We start from the raw sequence: 21,128 nt of genomic DNA on the forward strand, positions 1-21,128 counted from the left end.
GTTTGCTTATCCAACTTCGTGAGGCCTGCCTACAATGCTAGGTAGAAATCGGCCGATTAAGACGCAGGCTATGTAAAAACAAGAAAAATACGTCGAAAACTGAGAGTTTCGAGAGCTGTCTGTGGAATCAGCGACGGAAGCGCGATTTACCTTGGTTAGCTACGTAGACCTTCATTACGTAGTTTGGGCTGCGTGAGCGGCCCACACTAAGACTAAAGGGCGAGCAAGCGGCTGGATTTACGTAGGGGCCGGAGGATGGCTCGGGTAGCGCACATAGATATATGCCATTTACCGCTCCTGGCCGGGCCGGATGCTGCATTTCGAGCAGGGCTGAAACCGACCAGAAACGGTCATTTAAAGTCGGGGAAATAAATCCGCCCCGTAAGTTCGTGATCCGTCCCGAATCTTCTCGAGGACGAAAAGGGACGAAAAGGGACGAAAAGTGTTTTCATCTATCATTGCAGGCGCTAGCCGCCCACAAGACTTATCATGCGCGTCCTAGAAAATGCTTCGCTCGTCTAAATTCAAATGGTTCGGAGGCAATCGTCGGCAGTGTTCAAGAAAATAAACGTATGGCTGTTCAGCTATCTCGCAATCGTATTGCTGTTCAGTGGGGTGTACTACTGCATCTGGGGCGCCCGGCCAGACAGTTTTATCATTAACAGTGAACTGAACCTGGACCCACTGTCGGATATTCCGTTGCTGGCTTGGCAGGAGATGGATACTCACGCCACGACTAGTGCTCCTAACTTGAGTGAGATCAGTGCAAAGCTGGCAGGCATCAAAGCCGTAATCAACGAACTCGACCTCAAGGTAAGGTCGTTGGACCAGCAAGTCGACTCTGGTCGCGCAGAGCTCGCCGAGGTCGGCAGGCGCAATCAAACTATCACCATGGCAAATGGCGAGCGTTATCGGCAGGACATTACCGCAGAGGCAAGCCGAAGTGTTGTTGATGCCGAGCGAGTCTTGAGGGCGTTCTCGGGGCGTGGCTCGTCAGAACGGGATTATGGTGTCGCTGAAGCGAACCTGAGGGTGAAGCTTGCAGAGATGCGGGTCGTTCAGGCTGAACAAATGGCCGAGGCTTACCGTTATTTCATCAGCAACATCGGGCAGTTTGGCGATCCCCAGCTTATGGCACAGATGGATCAACTGCATGACAAGACCCAAGCCCAGGCCCGTGAGCGGGAACAGGCTTGGGAGCTACTTAGTCAGAAGCGTACAGAACTCATCGACGTTGCCAAGGCCTGGCGCAAACAACGCCTAGACGCCGTCTCATGGTTGGATTTCCTCTTTTTCAGTATCGGTATTTCCACGACAACTACGTATGGTGATGTGGTCGGCAATTCAAGGTTGGTGCGTAGTCTGATTGCGACACAGCTGCTGATATGCGTGTTCGTGATGGCGGGCTTCGTGTCGTCGGTGGTATCCAAGTCTGGACGGCGGGATGGTGACACGTCGCTTAGTCCCGATCCGGACATCAGTGGGTCCTAGGGGGACTCCCGTCATTCAAAAGAAAAGAACGTGCGATCTTTTCATTTGAATGGCGGACCTCCCTGGAGTTGAATCGGGCACCAACGAATTATGCATACCACTTCAGCCTTCGCTATCACTTTCTCCAATGGCGGTCGTGCCTGAGTTGAGGCGTGTTAAAAATCCGACTTTTTCAACAGAATCGGCCGAAAGCGGTCAATCATGAGCGGCCGCTTCTGGCCCAGAGTGTGTAAAAACGCGTCGCCAAAATTGAAGTGTGCGCGTCTACGTTAAATCTGAAATTTATCGGCACGTCAGCAGATGTGGATCTCGCGTAGAAGCGCGATTTCCAGTCCATTTTTGAGTACCTGTCGCGCTGAAAAACGTTTCTACACAGCCTCGGCCGATAGCTGCCATTCACCATGGCAGCTCCGGCCAACGCTTATCCCCTCTGTCGCTCTGAACTAGCCGGTCACCAAAGAGGGCAAACGTTTAGGTCTTCACCTCAACATGATCCAACGCCTGGTTCACCGCCAATTCACTCAACATCACCAACTGCGCAATCCCGATCGCAGTCTTGCGATGGGCAGGCTCCAGCGTGGCCGCAAAGTTGTTGAGCATTTCGCTCGCTGACCCCAATGATTCGCTGGCGTTGGCCAGGAGGGATTCGGTGTCGTATGCCGGGTTGGCCAGGTACATGGGGTCGTGTTTGTGATGGCTACCCATGACCCGTTGTTGTGGGGTGAGCAGTAAAGGGGACTGATTTATTGTCTGAGATATAAATCAGTCCCGAATGGCACTTACTTAGCAGCTAACCAATTGAGCTGAAAGCAAAAAATGAAGAAGGGCTGGTCTTGGTCTACGGTGATAGTTGCGAACACACCCCGACAAACCAAGGACACAGCCCCAGTGAATCGTAGACGTCAAATTCTCCAGCATCAACAGCAACGCTTTCATCGACACGCTTCGAACTGTGATGCCTATGCGTTTTTCAACCTGCTCACTGCGCCCGAACTGTTGCAGCGCGTCGAGTCTGCATTGCCGGAATATCGGGAGCGCCTGTTTCCGCCGACTGAAACGCTGTCTATGTTTCTGGCTCAAGCAATGAGTGCCGACCGTTCCTGCCAGAACGCCGTCAACGACTTGTCCATTAAACGGTTTTGTGGCGGCATGAAGCCCAATAGCACTCGCACGGGCGCCTACTGTAAAGCCCGCAAGCGCCTGCCTGTGGAAATGGTTTCCACGCTGGTCAGACACACCGGTGCTTCGATAAGTGATAACGCACCTTCGTCGTGGCGCTGGATGGGACGGCCTGTACGCCTGGTGGACGGTACGACGGTCAGCATGCCCGACACTGCGGCCAATCAGGGGGCCTATCCGCAGTCACGCGGTCAGAAAGTCGGTCTTGGTTTTCCCCTGTGTCGCGTGGTTGGCATCGTTTGCCTTTCCAGCGGCGCCGTCTTAGATGCCGCCCTTGGACGTTTCCGAGGCAAGGGCGGCGATGAGCAAACGCTGCTCAGATCAATGCTCGACACGCTGAAAACAGGCGACATTTTATTGGGCGACGCTTACTACGCTACCTATTTCTTGCTGTGCGAGTTGCAACGAAGAGGTGTCGATGGCGTGTTCGAACAATACGGTGCTCGACGGCGCAGCACGGACTTTCGCTTGGGTCAAAGTATCGGTTCGGAAGATCACCTGATCGAGTTGAAAAAACCTGAAAGGAGACCGCCGTGGATGAGTCAAACGCATTACGAACAGGCACCTGAAAGACTGACCGTGCGAGAGTTGAAGGCTGGTGGAAAAACTTTGGTCACCACGTTGCATTGCCCGAAGCAGACACCCAAAACAGCCCTCAAATCGCTGTACAAGGGACGATGGCATGTCGAGCTGGATTTGCGAAATCTCAAAGCTACGCTGGGACTTGGAAAGTTAAGCTGCAAGACCCCAGGCATGGCAGTCAAAGAGTTATGGGTCTATCTGTTGGCACACAATCTGATCCGAATGCTCATGGCACAATCGGCTCTGTTAGCTGACTGCCTACCTCGCGAACTGAGCTTCAAACACAGCCTTCAACTATGGCTGGCACTGCGACAATATGGCAGCCCTGAAGACGAGGATGGCCTGTCGAATTTATTGATGTTGATTGCTCAGAGGCGCGTCGGGAATCGGCCTGGTCGTATCGAGCCGCGAGCCATAAAACGAAGACCTCAAGCCTACCCCTTGCTGACCAAACCACGTCGGTCAGCAAGGGCAGATGTCAGGAAAAATGGGCACGCAAAACATGTTAAGTAAGTGCCATTCGGGACTGATTTGTTTTTTCTGAGAAATAAATCAGCCCCCTTTTTCCAGTCACCTTTTTCCATAAGGGTGCGGGCATCAGATTTTATCCCTCCAGCCGACCTAAATCCCTCCTCCTTGGTAAACGCCGAATGACTGCATTTGGCCGATTGCTGCTTGTCGCAGAAAGGCAGTATCCGACCCATAGGCGACGTTCGCCGATTGAACAACAGCATCGATTGCGGGGCCGTTAAACGTCAGAGACCCGAAACCTGGGTCGAGCTACTCGCTATGATAGATAGCTCTAGACCATCACGGCATTTGTAACGGAAGCCGCTAGCGAACATTCACGCTACGCCTGCTAGCGGAATTCGCGCCATGGGCTATTGTTTGCGCCAGCATATTGGAATCACGTTCTGAAGCGCAGGCAGATTTCGAGCCAATAGGGATTGGCTGCGGTGTTTTCAAAAGCTGACGGCTCGGTACAGCCGCTGCTTAATCATCTCTTGGGCGAGCAGCTACAAATGGAAGGTTTACGACATGTCTAGATGTACAGCACCGGTACATGGTCATCGTTCGGCAAGCGCAAGAGCAGCGTGTCCCGCATGTGGCAGCGGATATAGTGGGTACGGATCGCGATCGTATTCATCCTCGTCATACGCACCATCCTATTCGTCCCCGTCTCATGGTGGGGGTGGTCGCAGCAGCGGCGGTTCATCCAGCAGCGCAAAGCCGCGCTGGTCGAAACCCGGATCCTCTGTGGCCTACACCTCCGCCGAGGTACGGACACTCACACCGGTACGCGAAAATGTCGAGAGGCGCACGACTGTACCTGATCTACGTGACGTCTTTCTTTGTCACGCCTGGGACGACCGGAAAGGATCCGCGAAGGAGCTGCATGATGTACTCGAGTCGCTCGGCGTTTCCGTTTGGTTCAGCGAGAAAGATGTCCTTCTAGGCTCTTCGTTACTGCGTGAAATTGATAAGGGATTAGCGAGGTCTCGAGTAGGAATTGTGCTGGTGACCCCCGCTTTGCTGCGCCGTCTGGCAGCCGAAGGCATCGCCGACAAAGAGCTTTCCGCGCTCCTCGCAAGGGATCTGCTGGTTCCCATCATTCACGACACCACATACGAATCGCTGCGCGAAGTCAGTCCTCTACTCGGTTCGAGAAGCGGCCTGAGCACTGCTGAAGATACGTTTTCAGATATCGCGGCCAAGCTTGCCGAGTTGGTCGCCCCGTAGCTTCACTGTCCACGCGTACGGCTTTACTAACAGACCCATTATCAATCAAAGGAGTTGAACACATGAGTATTAAACCCGGCCCCAAACCGATTGCTGAATCCACCGGCAAAAAGGACCAGCGCCGTCGTGTTACTGAAGAAAACAAACGCAAACATCCTGATCTGGAAGTACATAAACACAAAAAAGGTGACTGACCTTAAAAGCAGTGAGAGGGGGCGAATCACGTAAATTAGGCCGCTTCTTGCCGACTGCTGCCGCTGGCGACCGGCGCATTTCGACCCATTGCAGCCGTTTGTGAGTGGTAGAGATGGAACAGAAGCGTGTCATGGACATGCAGGTGGTACGTCAGTAATTTGCTCAAGACTCATGTCGCTCTCGCCCTTGCCTCATGTCGCGCTTCTGGCGTGCCACTCAAACCAATCAGGAGCTACGAATGGATACGGAAAGTTATCAGATGCAAGTGCGGAAAGTTTCAGCCCATCTGCGTCGTCTGCTTAAAGTTAAAGCACTCACCGAGAATTAATCGAAAATGACTCTAGTAGCAGCCTGGGTTAGGCATTACGGAAAAACTAAAGAACTGTATATAGCAAGCGACTCACGATTGAGTGGCGGAAGAGCATGGGATATTGGCACGAAAGTATTAGACCTAGGGCGAGGCGATTCCGTTATCGCATTTGCAGGATCTACGGCAAATGCTTATCCCTTAATGCTACAGCTTCAAACAGCAGTTCGAATGCACCCTAAAATCCGGTCAAGGGCATATGAGCTGACAGAGCTAAAAGGTCACGTCCTGCGAATATTTAATGCCATGTGGAAGAGCATTACAAATCTACCAGTAGGCCAAAAAATACCCGACCCAGCAGAAGTCAGCTTTATTTTGGCTGGGTACTCCTGCAAAACACAGTCATTTAAAATATGGACTGTATATTTTCACGAGCAATCTAATGAGTTTCAATTTCGCGAAGCGTCTAAGCACCGAAAAAAGGGCGGCGGAAATAAGTACTTTGCGTTCATAGGAGATGATGCAAATCTCGCAAACGAAAGAGCCTACGAAATACTAGGCGAAAGAAATAGAATACAAGCCGTCGGAATGGTAATGGAGCCATTTGAAGTACTCATAGAATATATTAGGGATGCCGCCAAGCCTTATATTGGAGGCTGCCCGCAGATCTATAAAGTATATACACATCTAAATACCTTGCCATATAACATATACTGGCCAAATCGCGAATCTAAAACGATAGCATTTGGGGGGAGGCCTTTACTGCCATATGAAAAAAATGAATACCTAGTAATTGATCCAGATACATTAGAAGTGGCAGCCCCAGAATGGCCTACAACAAGCGCTTAACAAGTGGTTTAAACTATCCGCCTAGATCTCGCCCGCATGTATCCCCCTGCTCACGTAGATCCACTCACTGCGCTCCTTCCGGCGACTCTTACCGTTGTCGTTAGCGTCCGCTTCTGGCCCAGAGTGTGTCAAAACCCTTGTTAGTGGCTTCCACTCTAGTGTTTTTTCCTACTCAGCCCAGGTCAGACATCAGTTGCTCAGATTCAGTATAAGATTCCGGAAATCAGCAGGTACGCCGACAACGTGGGCTAGAGGCTAGAAATCTGGGGGTTGGATGATTGCAAGCAACGTTTCATATCTTTGTCCGGTTTGTGGATACCCCGGGCTTGAAGAGCCTCCATACGATGAGGTTGGCTGCTCTTCTTTTGGCATGTGCCCGTCCTGCGGTACGCAGTTTGGCTATGATGACGCAACATCTGCTCATGCTGATTTGCGGAAATTATGGATCTCTAAAGGAATGCTTTGGTGGAGCAAAGCTCAAGCGTCGCCGAGTGGTTGGGACCCGGTAAGGCAACTACAGGCGGTTGAAAAACGCATCAATATCTGAACAGAACACCGCTCTTAGCCCTGCTATGATTTCTGAGGATTTCATCGCAGGGATCGCCCATGAAGCGCTTTATCCAAGGTGAACATCGAGGCCAAGAAACCTTCCTTCCCGCGAGCCTCGACGATTACGTCACGGATGCCAATCCGGTGCGCGTAGTCGACGTCTTTGTCGACGAACTGGACCTGGTCAAACTAGGTTTCGAGGGCGCCTTACCTGCTGATACAGGCCGGCCGGCTTACCATCCCTCGGTCCTGCTGAAGATCTACATCTACGGCTATCTGAACCGCATTCCATCGAGCCGGCGTCTTGAACGAGAAGCCCAACGCAACGTCGAGCTGATGTGGCTGACCGGGCGTTTGATGCCCGATTTCAAGACCATCGCCAACTTCCGAAAAGACAATAGCAAGGCCATCCGAGGTGTCTGCCGCCAGTTCGTGGTGCTGTGCCAGCAGCTAGGACTGTTCGAAGAAAATCTGGTCGCCATCGACGGAAGTAAATTCAAGGCCGTCAATAACCGCGACCGCAATTTCACCAGCGCCAAGCTGAAACGGCGGATGGAAGAAATTGAATCAAGTATCAATCGGTACCTGACTACGCTCGACGAAACCGATCGGCAAGAACCCTCGGTCGCTCAGCCCAAGGCTGCTCGTCTGCAAGAGAGAATCGACAAGCTCAAAGCTCAGATGAAAGAGTTGCAGGTCATTGAAACTCAGCTCAACGAATCACCGGATAAACAGGTCTCACTGACCGATCCAGACGCCCGTTCCATGATGACGCGCGGCACTGGAATCGTCGGTTACAACGTGCAGACAGCAGTCGATACCCAGCACCATTTGATCGTTGCGCATGAGGTGACCAACGTCGGTTCCGACCGCGATCTACTCAGCTCGATGGCCAAGCAGGCCCGCGAGGCGATGGCGTCAGATACGTTGTCGGTAGTGGCTGACCGAGGTTACTTCAAAAGCGAACAAATCCTAGCTTGTCACGATGCAGGCATCACCGCCTATGTGCCCAAGCCGATGACCTCTAGAGCCAAGGCTGACGGGCGTTTCAATAACGATGCCTTCATCTATGACGCGGCAAAAAACGAATACATTTGTCCCGCTGGAGAGGCGTTGATCTGGCGCTTTTCCAGCGTTGAAAAAGGCCTGAAGTTGCACCGTTACTGGAGTTCTAATTGCCAGGGATGCGTGCTGAAATCGAAGTGCACACCGAGCAAGCAACGGCGAGTTCGGCGATGGGAGCATGAAGCCGTATTGGAGGAAATGCAGAACAGGCTGAGCAACGCGCCGGACATGATGCGAGTCCGCAAGCGTACGGTCGAGCATCCCTTCGGGACACTCAAACAATGGATGGGCGCCACACATTTCCTGACACGAAAGCTGAACGGGGTAAGTGCGGAGATGAGCTTGAACGTCCTCGCCTACAACTTGAAACGAGTCATGAAAATTCTCGGTACCAGCGGTTTAATGAAGGCGCTGTCGGCCTGAAGAGGTCTGTATTTTGGCCACCCAGCAAGGTAGAAGCGGCGCTAGGGGCTCCCAGACACTCGTGATGATCCGCAGGACTTGTTGTGAGCAATTACTCAGCTAACAACCGTCAGCGCTGCGCGCCGACAGTGCATCAGCGCGTTTTTACACACTCTGGGCCGGTTGTTGCCTTTCGCGAACGGCAGTTTGAGGTCGATTGCAGTCCCTCGCGACTGGCAGGAATCGGCCAATAGCGGTCCTCCAAGGGACGTTGACTGTAACCGCCATTGAGTGCAAAAAGATGAGCAAAAACACACGTCAACTGAATTTTGATAATTAAAACTGTCGCACTACGGTACGTCATTGATCTGGCCTCTTTTCTTCCGCCATCTGGCTGCAGCGAGACACGCGTGGGAGGAGACCTTCGGTGGAAATAGTAGTCGCTCAATCCATGCCATCGAAATACCCTGGGTCTGCAGGTCCAAAGCGCCGACAAGTCGACGATTTGATTCGACCAGAACTGAATGGCAGCTTTGGATGGTTGGCGCTGATGAGATTCTGACACACTGGGTCAATCCTATGCTGGCGATAACAACTGGCTGTCAATGAGCATCCGAGCCTGTTTTCAACGCAGCATGATCGCCGCGCAGGCACTTTTTCGTACAAGCCTAACCGACGCTCACAGTCCCAGCTCATTCGCCAGCTCGGGCGTGTTGTCCTTGAGGTCGTCGATGATGTGGCTCAGTGGCACCGCCTTGTTGACCCTGTCCTGCCGCTCACAGGTCTGCGGGTCTCGGCGGAAGCCCAAATGGTGGAGGGCGAGCATCTGCCCTTGGGCATTGAAGACCGCCGCCCCGGATGCGCCGTGCTCCGTATCGCAATCATGGGTGATCTCGCGAGGGCCATCGCCCTTGAGCCAGTTCGGATGGTCGAGGGAGAGGAACTTGCATTTGTCGCTCACCTGCTTGGTCTGACACATGCTGTGGTGGACGATGAACGCGTCGCCAAGCTTTGCGTCAGGAGTATTGGCTAGGCGCTCATACACCGGCTCGCCGGCCACACCGCCGGTACCTACGACAGGCTGCACGCGCAGCACAGCGTAATCCAGTGCTTCGCTCTTGGCCTCGACATGGGTGCAGTTGTACTGGCGTCTGATCGTGCCACCATCCCAAGCCAAATCCAGCGTGGCATTGACGCATACATTGCCTTCCCAGTAATCGGCGGGTTGCATCCAGCTGTTGTCGCCCCCGCAATGCCAGTTGGTCAATGCTAAGTTTGGGCTGATCATTATGGCGGAACAGCACCACGCGCTCCTGTCGCCACCGGGTATTTGCTGAGCGGTCATAAGCATGCCGACCTTGGCGCCGGCCTTGCGCGGCAGGATGTCGCCCATTGCCCCATTCTTGGGGAAAAGGTCGTTCCAGCCCACGACGCCGGGCGTCTGTACGGAAAATACGCGTTGGTCGCTGCTTTCTTTCGGCAAGGCGATGCCAGCTGGGATCTTGATGACGATGTCCGAGTCGGGTCGGGCGGTCACCAGTTCGACCTGAACCCGATCATGGAACAAACGTCCGGTCCAGCGTGATGCCGTCAGTTGGCCCTTGTCAGTGAAATCGTTCGGGCCAAAGCTTGCGAGTACCCGATAGTCGGGGGCATAGACCAGGAGATGCCACTGGCGGTCGGTACCCGACGCGACCTCGAGGCGCAATTTCATGCTGTCGACGGGCCATTGCCCGGCGGGCGCCTTGATGGGCTGGAATGACTGGCTGGCCGTGAGCCGTGCCCCCTGGGAGAACCAGGCGCCAAAGCTGGTGACGGACTCGGCGGTCTTGCATTGATCGGCAAGCACATCTGCCGCCATCAGCAACTGGGTGAGGAGGAAGGCGTGTTTAAAGACATTCATTCTTCTCGATGCCTCTTGGGGAAAAAATGATGTCCTGGATATCGGCTAGGGGAATTGGATCGTCCCTGTCGCAGAGCGTCAGCTTGCCTTCGGCCACTTGAGTTGGGCCGATGCGACGTACCACTCCGGGTTCACCGACGCCATCGAGCAGGTCATAGGCATAGGCCGTCTGGCTACCATCGGATAAGGTCAGGACGCGCTTTAGGGCCTTGAGGCTGGCTTGGTCACGCTTGCCGTTGGCGTCGGAGAACGAGATGTATTGCGGTTCCATCTTCCGGATCTTCACAGCTCGCCATTGGCCGCCTTCCTTCAACCAGTGCCGGTCGGGATCAAGCAGTGCCAGCACCGGGTCGGCGACCCCGGCGGCAATCTTGGCTTCGTCTGGATTGGCAGAGCCGTCGGCGTTTCGTGACATGGGCCGGGAAGTAACCTGCAAGCGCACTTTGATTGCCACAGGCTCGAGATAGGCCTCTGGCCAGGCTCCGCGCATCGCCGCCGCAACACTGGCGATCAACGCCGTGGCCTGCGACGTACCGTTGGCCGAGCTGATGCGGTCGGCCGTCACCCATCCGGGAATCGATTGCCCGCCCGGCGCGGCGAGTTGGACGATTGGGCTGGGGCCACTGCCAAAGTTGGCGTTGGGCATCAGGCGGGCGTTGTTTCGACCGCAGGTAGTACACGCCGTGACAACGATGACATTGGGCAAATCGCCGAGGTTCTGCGGCGCACTGCTGGAAATGTTGATCAGCTCGCTGGGTTGTTCCTGCTCCTTGGCGGATTGTCCAGCGGAGACGATGAATAACGACCGCGAGTTCTTGACTGCCTTGAGGATGGCTTCCTGCCAGCGGTACTCGGGGTTACCCAGGCGTTCACCCAAAGGCCTCAAAGTTTTAAACGTGAACGTCGTCGCCGCCACGTAGATCGCCCGTGTCATGCCGCGGGGGGCGTCCGCGTCGCCAAGGATCTGTTGTTGCAATTGGACGTTGCGGTCTGGGACCGGGTCCAGTTGATCGTCATCCCTGACCTTGTTCCAGACGAAGGAGAAAATCGCCGCATTGGTGGAGATGCTACGAAAACCGTAGCCTTGGCTGCCGATCAAGCCGGCCAGGTGAGTGCCGTGGAAGCGATTGCTGAAAGGGGAAGCCCACTTGCAGCTCAACGCTTGCGTGGGTTTTATTTTCACATAGGCGGGGAACAGGTTGGGGGACGGATCCAGTGGGGTATCGATGAGGTACACCGGCACGACCCGGATATCGCGTTTCGCACCGCCAGGGTACATGCTGTCGCGCACGGCCGTCAGTGCGTCGCGGTCGTAGTCGAACTGGTTCAGGTAGTCGATGGGTTTGTCATCGCTCAGGCCGTTGGAGCAAGCGTCCGCTGTCAAAGCGTTTTCGGCGTAAATCTGGGCTCCGTTATCCGTGGCATGGGGGATCACATCGAAGTACACATTGGCGCTTTTACTGTTTTTCAGTTGCGCACGGATTTTCAACGATGTTTCGTCGGTGTCTGTCGGCACGACGAACTGGTAGGCGCGGTACTGCACGACGGAGCTGGGTGGCTGTTCCGCGGCGGCGGGGATGCAGTTGACGACCCGCGGCTCCAGGTTCGACCAGTATTTGAACAGGGCATCCGAGGCCGGAGTGCAGTCGTCGCGGGTGAACGGAGCTGCTGCGGCCACCCGTTTGCTGGCGATCGCCGGCCAGGTAACCAGGGCAGGTAGGTTGAGTATCTCTCCGATCCTCAACGGCTGGGTCGCCGGTCGATTCGGGTTGAGTTGCTGAACCACTTCCAACATAGGGGGGCACGGTGGGGGATAGCCACGTTGGTCGAGCAGGCCGCACAGGGTGTCGCCAGCTTGCACCTTATAACGATCACTCGGCAATCGGCCTTCCTTGCCCAGGTCCAGCATGATCTGCGCGACGTACTGTCCTACGTTGCCGCCCTCGAAGGACACAAGCACGCCGCTATCGATCTGCTTGGGCAGATTTGATTGGCTGTTGGGCGCCTCGGCGACTTCCTTGCGCATTTGTTCGAATGCGGAGGGATCCGGTGGGGGGACCAGAGGCAGGTCAGGTTCTGCTGCCATTACGGTGCCAAGTGGCAAACCCAACAACCACAGTGGATTCATGGCAAATCACTCCGCGTAGGTGGCGCGATGCCCGGCCTTGTCAGTGTTCTGCAAGACGAGACTCTTGGTCCCGCCACCGCCACACAGGTAGTGCATGACCGACCTGGGATTGTAGGGCGATACCTCCTGCCAGTTGTTGCCCTCCCGGGCACAGCCGGGTACCCCAACCGCCTGTTCGTGTTGATAGCCCAGCACGTGGCCCAACTCGTGCCGCAGGATGCCGACACGGTCGTAATCGGTAGTGAAGTAGGCGGGAGTGATATGCACGTAGCGCAAGACTTGCGTTGCGTTTGGGAAGAAGCCGACGGCGAAGGCTCCGTCAACGTTGGCTGAATACCGCACAATGAAGGTTACCTGGCCGGTTTTCGGCTTGGGGTCCAACGTGGGCTTGTGGACGAAACTGATCGCACACTCTTGGCAGAACATCCAGTCTTCTGCGGCCGCTCGCATATTGTCTACCACGACCTGGTATTGCGCTCGGCTGGGAAAGCTTTCTCGGTCCACGGCGTAGGTCAGCTGTCGCTGGCCCTTGGGCCAGATCACTTTCTTGCCCTGTTCGGTCAATACCAGTAGTTCGCCATCCCTTGCAGGCACCTGGCCGCGGCGCAGGGACATCAGGTACGACTGGACTCCTTCCTCGTCCAGCAGAATGTCACCTTCGACGATGTAGTAGATGGCATTACCCTGTTCCGCGACCACCACTTGGGGCAGTTTGCCGAGGAACGGCTTGAACGCGACTTCGAACGACGGTGCCGAGATAGCGGCTTCAATGTCTTCCCGGGTCAAGGCCGAGGCCGTTGCCGAGGCCGCGAAAAACAAGGTCGCCAAGGTAAACCAGCGGTGCATGGAAGGTCCCTCTGTCTGGTCGTCGACTGCGCTACCTCCGACGATGATGGTGATGGATACCCGTTTTGGCGGGTACTTCAACAGTGGGTATAGATATGGCGGTTTAACAGCGCAATGCCATTAGTCGGATGATGGCATTATCGGGCTGAACTCGGGGTGGAGCGGTGTGCAAGATGGACTATACCCAGTCATGCAAATTGCAACTTCGGCAAGGAAGATAGAGGAGCGTCGCAATGCATAAAACAATGGCGGTGGCTTTTTCATGCATGGTGTTAAGCGGGTGTCAGACATGGACGATGTTCACCACGTCCAAACTTGATCCGGCAACCGGTGATCAGGAACGCGTCATGCTGGTACCGGTGACGGCGGAGCTTTTCGAGGTGAGCGAGAGCAGCACACTATCCACGTGGCAGCAACTGTTCGGCCGCCCGGTTGATGGCAGATGGAAGCGATTGTGTGTGCCAGATAAGAATCCAGCGCTGGCTGCGGTGCTGGTACCTTTGTTGACCGCTATCGGCAACACCGCCTGGGACCTGGGTGTCGCGGCCGTCAACCGCAAGGTTGATGAATTCCAGGAACGCTCTATCAAGTCCTGGAACGCCTCTTGGTCTGGCCCTACGGCAGCTTGGGACAACTTGAACTGCGTGGTATTGGCCAGAATCACGGGCCACGCCGACCCGGCGGCGCAAATGTCCATTTTGCTGGTGAAGCAGCCGTTCCAGACACATGATCAGGAAACAGCCGCTTTCCAATTCGCGCCAGCGCTGGTGGCATCGCGGACCAGTCGGGCGTTAACCACGGATGAAGGGCAGGGCAAGGGCCGCATCGGCCTGAGTGTCGCCGCTGCCGCGACAGGCTTCAAGTCCGGCACTGCGCAGGAGAATGTCGCCGACGCGGTGAGCATCGGAGGGATTGCGGTGTCTGCTCCAGCGTCTAATGGCCCGCTCAACTACAAGCCTGTGGCTGAAGGTTATTTCAACTTCACGAAACCATTGAAGTACCCGGTTAGCAGTGATGTGTACATCAACTTCTCGGTCGTGGAAACCGGCACGCTCGCAGGGCTGGATAGTCAGAGCAAAGCCGAGATCAAGGCCATGACCGACGCCCTTGGCCCAGTGGCCAAGGAGGCCTGGAAGAAAAAACTGGAAAAGGAAGGGAAGAAAGAGGAATAGAACGTATGCGCAAGGGCCTGATGATCTGCTGTTGCCGTCCACCGTGTAGGCGGGCGGCTGGGTGTTCCGGCCGCGCCTAGTTATGCCCAGCGCTTGGTCGCGCAGGCTTTGTGCGAAAAGTGCCTGCGCGACGATCGTGCTGCGTTGATAACAGGGTCGGAATGCTCATTGACAACCAGTCAAGTCGTGCGCGACTCCGACCGATCCTCGCCTGTCCAAGCTTAGGCAGTGGGATTTCGAAATCCACGCCAGCACTGCGAGCAAAGGACCGCGAAGTGAACGGCAGATACCAGCGCCGGCCTATGTCGAACTTCGTGCGGTATGCAATGCCGCTGATGTCAAAGCCATCGGCTGCAGGGTTTGTCACGAACTTGCTAGGGTAGATGGACGCGTTGGCGTGCATATTTTTCAGCAGTTCTCCACGCGGTAGGAGGCCATCGCGGTGTTCAGGTTACGGACATGCACGGCGCAAAAATTCTTGCCATTAGGGAGAGCTAATACAAACGCTCCGTACGTGTCTGGAACAGACCAGGAATCGGCCTGAGTTTTTCGCGGAGCGCTTCCAGATTTGGCAGGTTCTTGATGCAAAGTGATGCGTAAATTTTAGCGAGTGAGTTGGCTTGCTCATCAGCTTCGCTGGGGAGGCAATCATTCGTACTCAAGGTGATCAAGAGTAAGGCTGCAAAAATTCTGGACATGGAAACCCTCCCTGGAGATATCACGATCAAGCTAAGCAGGATTTAGAGGAGTTGCGATTCAGATGATTTTCCACATTGCACATGCAGGGGCCAGCAAGGGTCGAGATCCAAGTTGAAGAGTCTGCTATTGGCTGGAAGCTGCCTGTTGAAGGTTGCCCCATACCTCTGAGTGTCGAGGTCGAACCAGTGATGTCGAAAGGGTAGGGTTGCGGAAATGACCGAAAAGATGCGGAAACGATCCAGAAAGCGAGAACCCACAATCACGAGTTCCAGAAACGAAAAAGCCCTGAATAATCAGGGCTTTTTCGTACATAAGATGGCGGAGGCGATGGGATTCGAACTCATGGACCTGTTACAGTCGACGGTTTTCAAGACCGTTGCCTTAAACCACTCGGCCACACCTCCGTTTGCGTTGCGGGCGCCATAATACCTGAATGAAACACACTGTCAAACTCTCTGCATGGCTTGTTACAGAGCGTCTGTTATGATCTTTGCGACTGAACGTTTCAAACCAACAGGAGTGTCGCCATGCGCGAACAGGATTACGCAGTTAATAACAGCGTGCAGGTTGAGCAGCTAGAGGTTAGCCGCGTCCTGCGCAACACATACGGCTTGCTCGCTCTCACCCTCGCATTCAGCGGCGTGATGGCGTTCGTGGCTCAGCAGATGCGTGTCGGCTACCCGAACATTTTTGTGGTGCTGATCGGTTTCTACGGGCTTTTCTTCCTCACCAACAAACTCCGTGACTCGGCCTGGGGCCTGGTGTCGGCATTTGCCCTGACCGGTTTCATGGGTTTCCTGCTCGGCCCGATCCTCAACCGCTACCTGGGCATGCAGGGCGGCGCTGAAGTCGTCAGTTCGGCTTTCGCGATGACCGCGCTGGTGTTTGGTGGTCTGTCGGCATATGTGCTGATCACCCGCAAGGACATGAGCTTCCTCGGTGGTTTCATCACCGCAGGCTTCTTCGTGCTGCTGGGCGCGACGCTGGCGAGCTTCTTCTTCCAGGTCAGCGGGCTGCAATTGGCGATCAGCGCAGGTTTCGTGCTGTTCTCCTCGGTCTGCATTCTGTTCCAGACCAGCGCCATCATTCACGGCGGCGAGCGTAACTACATCATGGCGACCATCAGCCTGTATGTATCGATCTACAACCTGTTTATCAGCTTGTTGCAGATCCTCGGCATTATGAGCCGCGATGATTAATCGGCAGCCTTGAGTAAAAAACCCGCTTAGGCGGGTTTTTTATTGCCTGAAATTCAGGGTCATTCAGAGATGATAATGCTGCCATCCGCCTGCTGACGGTAGATGGTATAGGGCAGGAACAAGGTATCGAGGGCCCCGGACAGGACCACGTCGATCAGGACAATAGCCGGAGCATTGTCATGCACCTGCGCATCCCGACCTTTTTCCAGCGGAGCATTGAGCGTGCAGAAATCGTAGGTCACGCCGCTGTAGATCCTGGGAACTGCGCCGCAGTAACTTTTTTGATCCTGGAGACTCTTGGCCGCCACTTCGTCACCGCGAATCACTGTTTGTACCGTGCCGCAACCTGCGAGCATCAGCGTCGCGAGTAGTATTGCCTGAGTTTTCATACCGCCAATCCTTCGCCGGAAAACTGTCAATTTACGCGTTTCCAATCAAAATCGCACTCATGCCATCGGTGGCAGTCGGCGTTTGACCGGAGTCTTCTTGACGATGGCGGTGTTGGTTTCGGCGTGGCTGTTGAGGCGATCGAGCAGCGTGTCCAGTTGCTCCATCGAGCGCACATGCAGGCGCGCGATGAAGCAGTCGTCGCCGGTGACTTTGTCGCACTCGGTAAATTCGGGGATCGCCTGAATCTGCCGCTCGACTTCCTGTAACTGGCCCGGCAGCGGGCGGATCCGCACGATGGCCTGGAGTTGATAGCCGAAGCACTTGGGGTCGATTTCGACGGTGTAGCCCTTGAGCACGCCACGCTCTTCGAGTCGACGCAGGCGTTCGGCAACACTGGGTGAGGACAGGCCGCTGATTTGCGCCAGGGCCTTGAGCGAGCGGCGCGAATCCTCCATCAATGCGCTGATCAGCACTTGGTCTATGTCGTCGGTCATGGCAAATCCCCTGTTAGGCGGTTGACTGAATACGCCTTGATAAAAAAGGCAAAAACCGAGTTTAGCCTGCTTTTTGCGCTGGAGAAGCCCTTGGGCGGATTGGCATAATTTGGGCTCACTCACGGGAGTCTGATGATGGACAACACACTACGTCGCGGTTCATTCGAAATGAGCGCCGCCATGCTGATCTCCGGGACCATCGGTTGGTTCGTGCTGGTGTCCGGGCAACCCGTGCTGGACGTGGTGTTCTGGCGGTGCGTGTTCGGCGCCGGCACGCTGTTGTTGATCTGCGCGGCATTCGGTTTCCTGCGCCCGGGCATTCTGACCCGCACCACGTTCCTGCTGGCGGTGCTCAGCGGCGTAGCGATTGTCGGCAACTGGGTGCTGTTGTTCGCCTCATATTCCCGTGCCTCGATTGCCATCGGCACCGCGGTCTATAACGTTCAACCGTTCATGCTGGTCGGGTTGGCGGCGCTGTTTCTTGGCGAGAAAATCACCCTGCAAAAGCTGTTCTGGCTGGGTATTTCGTTTCTCGGGATGCTGGCCATTGTCAGCGCGCATGGCGAGCAGGGCGCGGGTGGCAACGATTACCTGATGGGCATCGGTCTGGCCTTGGGTGCTGCGTTTCTGTACGCGATTGCGGCGTTGATCATCAAACACCTGACCGGAACGCCACCGCACTTGATTGCCCTGATCCAGGTCAGCACCGGCGTGCTGCTGCTCGCACCTTTCGCGCACTTTTCGGCACTGCCGCAAGCGCCAAGTGCCTGGGCCAGCCTGGTGACGCTGGGCATCGTCCACACCGGCGTGATGTATGTGCTGCTGTACGGCGCGATTCAAAAACTGCCGACGGCACTGACCGGCGCGTTGTCGTTCATCTACCCGATTGCGGCGATTTTCGTTGACTGGTTTGCGTTCGGTCATCGCTTGGAGCCGCTGCAGTGGGTCGGTGTTGCCGCGATTCTGCTGGCCGCCGCTGGCATGCAGCAGGGCTGGGGCCTGAAGTTTCGTCGGGCGGTCACACAATAAACGAGCATCAGATGTTCCAGCGCGGTGCGGTCTTGGCCAATCGCTGGCGCATCTCGCCGATGTTCAAAGCAAACTGATGGATCAGTAACCGATAGCCGTCCAGGGAGTTATAGACCGGCGCATCGAGACTTGAATCAACCGGCACATCGGCGGGGCGACTGAGCCGCTGCGACGCGCCGGTTTTCAACGCCCGGGCCATGCCGATCAGTTGCACGCGAATCTGCCGGTGTTCGGCTTTGAAACTCGATTGCAGATGCGCCATGGCGTCGCGGTCGTTGGCATCCGGCCGGGTGTTGCCGAGGATTTCCAGGGTGCTGACGCACATCCGCAAATTACGCTGAATCGCATCGAGCTCGGTCATGGAAATCTTCACTTCCTTGGACACCGACGGCATCAGCGACCGCAGTTGCACCATCACCGCGTTCAGGCGATTCATGAGCTTCAGGTGTTCGTCATCGGAGACGGGCTGTCCATCGATGATGCGTCCGTAAATCGTCGCGCAATCGCGCAGCGAGTTGGCCAGGTTGTAGCGCCAGGAATAAACCGCATACGAAGGCAGGGCGAAGGAAAATGCCAGCGCCAGGGCCACGCCAATCAGAATATCCACCCCGCGCCACAGTCCGTCAGAGATCGGGTTGTCGCCATGCCCGGCGACAATAAACACCGTGATCCCCGCCAGTAGCGCCGTGTAACCGCCCTTGCCGATGGCGTGATAGGAGAAAAACCCGCACACCACCGACATCACAAAATAGGTCAGCCACGGCATCCCGAGCCATGCCTGTTGCGCCACCAACAGCAGGCCGATACTGGCGCCGATCAACGTGCCGACGGCGCGCTCGGCGGCCTTTTTGCCAATGTTGCCGTGGTGCTGCAAGCCGCCGATCACCACCAGCATCGTCACCGACGCCCACTCACCGTGGGGCAGGTTGATGCCGGTGGTCAGCATGATCGACGCCAGCAACCCGAGCGACACACGGATCGCGTGGATCAGTTTCGCGTGGCGGTAGCGCCGATACGGGTCCAGCAACGGACGCAGCAGCCGGCGCAGCAGCGGTGGCAGTCGATGGGCTCTGAACGTGTTCAGGCTCGGTGTCCTCAGAAGATGTAATCGGTGGTCAGGAAACTCGAACTGCGTCCGCTGATGATCTCGCTGATGAGTTCTTTGTTGGTTTCCTGGAACTTGGTCGCCACCAGGGTGCGGATCGAAAACACTCGCAGCGCGTCATGCACCGACAGCGTACCTTCGGCGGAATTCTTGCGGCCGTTGAACGGGTAGGTGTCCGGGCCGCGCTGGCACTGGGCGTTGAGGTTGATCCGGCCGACCTGATTGGCAAAGGTGTCGACCAGTCGACCGACCGCCACCGGGTTGGTGCCGAAGATACTCAGCTGCTGGCCGAAGTCCGATTCCAGGACGTAGTCGATCACCGTGTCGAGATGCCGGTAAGGCACGATCGGCACCACCGGGCCAAACTGTTCTTCCTGGTAGACGCGCATCTGCGGCGTTACCGGGAACAACACCGCCGGATAGAAGAACGACGCTCGCGCTTCACCGCCATTTGGATTCACCACCTTGGCGCCTTTGCTGACGGCATCCGCGACCAACGAATGCAGGTACTCGACCTTGCTCGCTTCCGGCAACGGCGTCAGCGCAACACCGCTTTCCCACGGCATACCCGGTTTCAGGGTGGCCAGTTTGGCGTTGAATTTCTCGATGAATGACTCGACCACGTCTTCATGGACGAAGAGGATTTTCAGCGCGGTGCAACGCTGGCCGTTGAACGACAGGGACCCGGTCACCGCTTCGTTGACCGCGTTGTCCAGATCGACTTCCGGCAACACGATGCCGGGGTTCTTCGCGTCCAGGCCCAGTGCCGCGCGCAAACGGTGTGGTTTCGGGTGGAGTTTCTTCAGGTCACTGGCGGCTTTGTTGGTGCCGATAAACGCAAAGATATCGATCTTGCCGCTGGCCATCAGCGCGCTAACGGTCTCGCGGCCGCTGCCGTAGATCACGTTGATCACCCCGGCCGGAAAGCTGTCGCGGAAGGCTTCCAGCAGCGGACGAATCAACAGCACACCCAGCTTGGCCGGTTTGAACACCACGGTGTTACCCATGATCAGCGCCGGAATCAGCGTGGTGAAGGTTTCGTTCAGCGGGTAGTTGTAAGGCCCCATGCACAAGGCGACGCCCAATGGAACGCGGCGGATTTGCCCGAGGGTGTCCTGTTCCAGCTCGAAGCGGCTGGAGCGGCGGTCGAGTTCCTTGAGGGCGTTGATGGTGTCGACGATGTAATCGCAGGTGCGGTCGAACTCTTTTTCCGAGTCCTTGAGGTTCTTGCCGATCTCCCACATCAACAGCTTGACCACCGCCTCACGCTGTTCGCGCATGTGGCCCAGAAACGTTTCGACGTGCTGGATGCGTTCGGCCACGCGCATGGTCGGCCACAAACCCTGACCCCGGTCGTAAGCGCGGACGGCGGCGTCCAGCGCAGTCAATGCGGTGTCTGCGTCGAGCAGCGGCGTGCTGCCGAGGATGACTTGTTCGTCGCCATTTTCGCCGGTCAGGTACACCGGGCTGCGGACCTGGGCGAGGGGGCCGGACCAGGTTTTCAGTTCGCCATCGACCAGGTATTCACGCTGCTCGGTCTGACCGTCGAGGCGGTATTTTTCCGGGATGTCGCTTGCATCGGGAAACAGGTTGCCAAGGATATGTGCTGTGGTCATGTCGCTACCCCGTCTGGATTGGGTGATGAACTGATGAATCGTTTTAGCAGACCTCGGCCTCGCTTGTCATGACTCATCTCATCGTTTGGCGGCTCAGGGTTTTTGATCGTGGACCTGCCGACACCTTCGGTCATGGCCTCAGAAGCCCCCTTTGTTGGCCCCCAATGCCCTCAACCCGCCCGCGTCGG

Annotated in this window: 17 protein-coding genes, 1 tRNA gene and 1 pseudogene; 9 read left to right on the plus strand and 10 right to left on the minus strand. The window is 56.0% G+C overall.

Features of this window, described 5'->3' with window-relative positions; translation table 11 throughout:
- The first annotated feature begins 552 nt into the window (after positions 1-552).
- Positions 553-1,491, plus strand: a complete 939-nt coding sequence (locus ACYZT6_RS10880; protein ID WP_462026888.1) for a hypothetical protein — start codon at positions 553-555, stop codon at positions 1,489-1,491.
- Positions 1,492-1,962: 471 nt separating this feature from the next.
- Here ACYZT6_RS10880 and ACYZT6_RS10885 read toward each other — a convergent pair.
- Positions 1,963-2,217 (minus strand): annotated as a pseudogene (locus tag ACYZT6_RS10885) (DUF6124 family protein); the annotation flags it as partial.
- Between the two features lie 162 nt (positions 2,218-2,379).
- On the opposite strand from ACYZT6_RS10885, the gene ACYZT6_RS10890 reads away from it, so the two are divergent.
- The 5 genes from ACYZT6_RS10890 to ACYZT6_RS10910 all read left to right on the plus strand — a co-directional run bounded on the left by ACYZT6_RS10890 (position 2,380) and on the right by ACYZT6_RS10910 (position 8,380).
- Positions 2,380-3,765, plus strand: coding sequence for an IS4 family transposase (locus ACYZT6_RS10890; RefSeq protein ID WP_462026673.1), 1,386 nt, complete (start codon positions 2,380-2,382; stop codon positions 3,763-3,765).
- 744 nt (positions 3,766-4,509) lie between these two features.
- Positions 4,510-4,992 (plus strand): toll/interleukin-1 receptor domain-containing protein, encoded by a 483-nt coding sequence (locus ACYZT6_RS10895; protein WP_462026889.1) that lies wholly within the window; start codon positions 4,510-4,512, stop codon positions 4,990-4,992.
- A gap of 62 nt (positions 4,993-5,054) precedes the next feature.
- Positions 5,055-5,186 (plus strand): hypothetical protein, encoded by a 132-nt coding sequence (locus ACYZT6_RS10900; protein ID WP_258035322.1) that lies wholly within the window; start codon positions 5,055-5,057, stop codon positions 5,184-5,186.
- A gap of 335 nt (positions 5,187-5,521) precedes the next feature.
- On the plus strand, positions 5,522-6,343 hold the full coding sequence (locus ACYZT6_RS10905; RefSeq protein ID WP_462026890.1) for a hypothetical protein: 822 nt from the start codon (positions 5,522-5,524) through the stop codon (positions 6,341-6,343).
- A gap of 606 nt (positions 6,344-6,949) precedes the next feature.
- Positions 6,950-8,380: an IS1182 family transposase gene (locus ACYZT6_RS10910; RefSeq protein ID WP_462026891.1), complete on the plus strand. Its 1,431-nt coding sequence runs from the start codon at positions 6,950-6,952 to the stop codon at positions 8,378-8,380.
- Between the two features lie 658 nt (positions 8,381-9,038).
- Here ACYZT6_RS10910 and ACYZT6_RS10915 read toward each other — a convergent pair.
- Genes ACYZT6_RS10915 through ACYZT6_RS10925 form a run of 3 tightly spaced genes read right to left on the minus strand, consistent with a single transcriptional unit; the run spans position 9,039 to position 13,236 of the window.
- Positions 9,039-10,262: a trypsin-like serine peptidase gene (locus tag ACYZT6_RS10915; protein ID WP_462026892.1), complete on the minus strand. Its 1,224-nt coding sequence runs from the start codon at positions 10,260-10,262 to the stop codon at positions 9,039-9,041.
- Positions 10,249-12,390 (minus strand): S8/S53 family peptidase, encoded by a 2,142-nt coding sequence (locus ACYZT6_RS10920; protein ID WP_462026893.1) that lies wholly within the window; start codon positions 12,388-12,390, stop codon positions 10,249-10,251. Before ACYZT6_RS10920 ends, ACYZT6_RS10915 begins: the two co-directional genes overlap by 14 nt.
- A gap of 6 nt (positions 12,391-12,396) precedes the next feature.
- Entirely contained in the window at positions 12,397-13,236 is an 840-nt protein-coding gene (locus ACYZT6_RS10925) for a zinc metalloprotease (RefSeq protein WP_462026894.1), read from the minus strand.
- Positions 13,237-13,469: 233 nt separating this feature from the next.
- On the opposite strand from ACYZT6_RS10925, the gene ACYZT6_RS10930 reads away from it, so the two are divergent.
- A complete protein-coding gene (locus ACYZT6_RS10930; RefSeq protein ID WP_462026895.1) occupies positions 13,470-14,408 on the plus strand; it encodes a hypothetical protein in 939 nt (312 codons plus the stop codon).
- 408 nt (positions 14,409-14,816) lie between these two features.
- Here ACYZT6_RS10930 and ACYZT6_RS10935 read toward each other — a convergent pair whose 3' ends face one another.
- Together ACYZT6_RS10935 and ACYZT6_RS10940 are read right to left on the minus strand one after the other, a co-directional pair.
- Positions 14,817-14,996 (minus strand): NMCC_0638 family (lipo)protein, encoded by a 180-nt coding sequence (locus tag ACYZT6_RS10935; protein WP_462026896.1) that lies wholly within the window; start codon positions 14,994-14,996, stop codon positions 14,817-14,819.
- Between the two features lie 427 nt (positions 14,997-15,423).
- A tRNA-Ser gene (locus ACYZT6_RS10940) sits at positions 15,424-15,511 on the minus strand.
- Positions 15,512-15,634: 123 nt separating this feature from the next.
- On the opposite strand from ACYZT6_RS10940, the gene ACYZT6_RS10945 reads away from it, so the two are divergent.
- Positions 15,635-16,306, plus strand: coding sequence for a Bax inhibitor-1/YccA family protein (locus tag ACYZT6_RS10945; RefSeq protein ID WP_461958550.1), 672 nt, complete (start codon positions 15,635-15,637; stop codon positions 16,304-16,306).
- Positions 16,307-16,365: 59 nt separating this feature from the next.
- On the opposite strand, the gene ACYZT6_RS10950 is transcribed toward ACYZT6_RS10945, so the two are convergent.
- Together ACYZT6_RS10950 and ACYZT6_RS10955 are read right to left on the minus strand one after the other, a co-directional pair.
- Positions 16,366-16,695 (minus strand): YceK/YidQ family lipoprotein, encoded by a 330-nt coding sequence (locus tag ACYZT6_RS10950; RefSeq protein WP_462026897.1) that lies wholly within the window; start codon positions 16,693-16,695, stop codon positions 16,366-16,368.
- Positions 16,696-16,752: 57 nt separating this feature from the next.
- The gene (locus ACYZT6_RS10955) at positions 16,753-17,190 is read right to left on the minus strand and encodes an Lrp/AsnC family transcriptional regulator (RefSeq protein WP_008006559.1); all 438 of its coding nucleotides are present in this window, start codon (positions 17,188-17,190) and stop codon (positions 16,753-16,755) included.
- 135 nt (positions 17,191-17,325) lie between these two features.
- On the opposite strand from ACYZT6_RS10955, the gene ACYZT6_RS10960 reads away from it, so the two are divergent.
- Positions 17,326-18,219 (plus strand): DMT family transporter, encoded by an 894-nt coding sequence (locus tag ACYZT6_RS10960; RefSeq protein WP_462026898.1) that lies wholly within the window; start codon positions 17,326-17,328, stop codon positions 18,217-18,219.
- Positions 18,220-18,226: 7 nt separating this feature from the next.
- Here the strand turns inward: ACYZT6_RS10960 and ACYZT6_RS10965 are convergent, their stop codons facing one another.
- Entirely contained in the window at positions 18,227-19,246 is a 1,020-nt protein-coding gene (locus tag ACYZT6_RS10965; protein ID WP_462026899.1) for an FUSC family protein, read from the minus strand.
- Positions 19,247-19,314: 68 nt separating this feature from the next.
- Positions 19,315-20,940 (minus strand): NADP-dependent glyceraldehyde-3-phosphate dehydrogenase, encoded by a 1,626-nt coding sequence (locus ACYZT6_RS10970; protein WP_462026900.1) that lies wholly within the window; start codon positions 20,938-20,940, stop codon positions 19,315-19,317.
- Positions 20,941-21,128 lie beyond the last annotated feature (188 nt).

The organism is Pseudomonas sp. RT6P73 (assembly GCF_054897715.1).

Bases quoted from the DNA above. Each gene is read 5' to 3' on its own strand.
- ACYZT6_RS10900 (WP_258035322.1), top strand. From the start codon at position 5,055: ATGAGTATTAAACCCGGCCCCAAACCGATTGCTGAATCCACCGGCAAA.
- ACYZT6_RS10955 (WP_008006559.1), bottom strand. From the start codon at position 17,190: ATGACCGACGACATAGACCAAGTGCTGATCAGCGCATTGATGGAGGAT.
- ACYZT6_RS10905 (WP_462026890.1), top strand. From the start codon at position 5,522: ATGACTCTAGTAGCAGCCTGGGTTAGGCATTACGGAAAAACTAAAGAA.
- ACYZT6_RS10920 (WP_462026893.1), bottom strand. From the start codon at position 12,390: ATGAATCCACTGTGGTTGTTGGGTTTGCCACTTGGCACCGTAATGGCA.
- ACYZT6_RS10950 (WP_462026897.1), bottom strand. From the start codon at position 16,695: ATGAAAACTCAGGCAATACTACTCGCGACGCTGATGCTCGCAGGTTGC.
- ACYZT6_RS10930 (WP_462026895.1), top strand. From the start codon at position 13,470: ATGCATAAAACAATGGCGGTGGCTTTTTCATGCATGGTGTTAAGCGGG.
- ACYZT6_RS10915 (WP_462026892.1), bottom strand. From the start codon at position 10,262: ATGAATGTCTTTAAACACGCCTTCCTCCTCACCCAGTTGCTGATGGCG.
- ACYZT6_RS10960 (WP_462026898.1), top strand. From the start codon at position 17,326: ATGGACAACACACTACGTCGCGGTTCATTCGAAATGAGCGCCGCCATG.
- ACYZT6_RS10925 (WP_462026894.1), bottom strand. From the start codon at position 13,236: ATGCACCGCTGGTTTACCTTGGCGACCTTGTTTTTCGCGGCCTCGGCA.
- ACYZT6_RS10970 (WP_462026900.1), bottom strand. From the start codon at position 20,940: ATGACCACAGCACATATCCTTGGCAACCTGTTTCCCGATGCAAGCGAC.
- ACYZT6_RS10945 (WP_461958550.1), top strand. From the start codon at position 15,635: ATGCGCGAACAGGATTACGCAGTTAATAACAGCGTGCAGGTTGAGCAG.
- ACYZT6_RS10910 (WP_462026891.1), top strand. From the start codon at position 6,950: ATGAAGCGCTTTATCCAAGGTGAACATCGAGGCCAAGAAACCTTCCTT.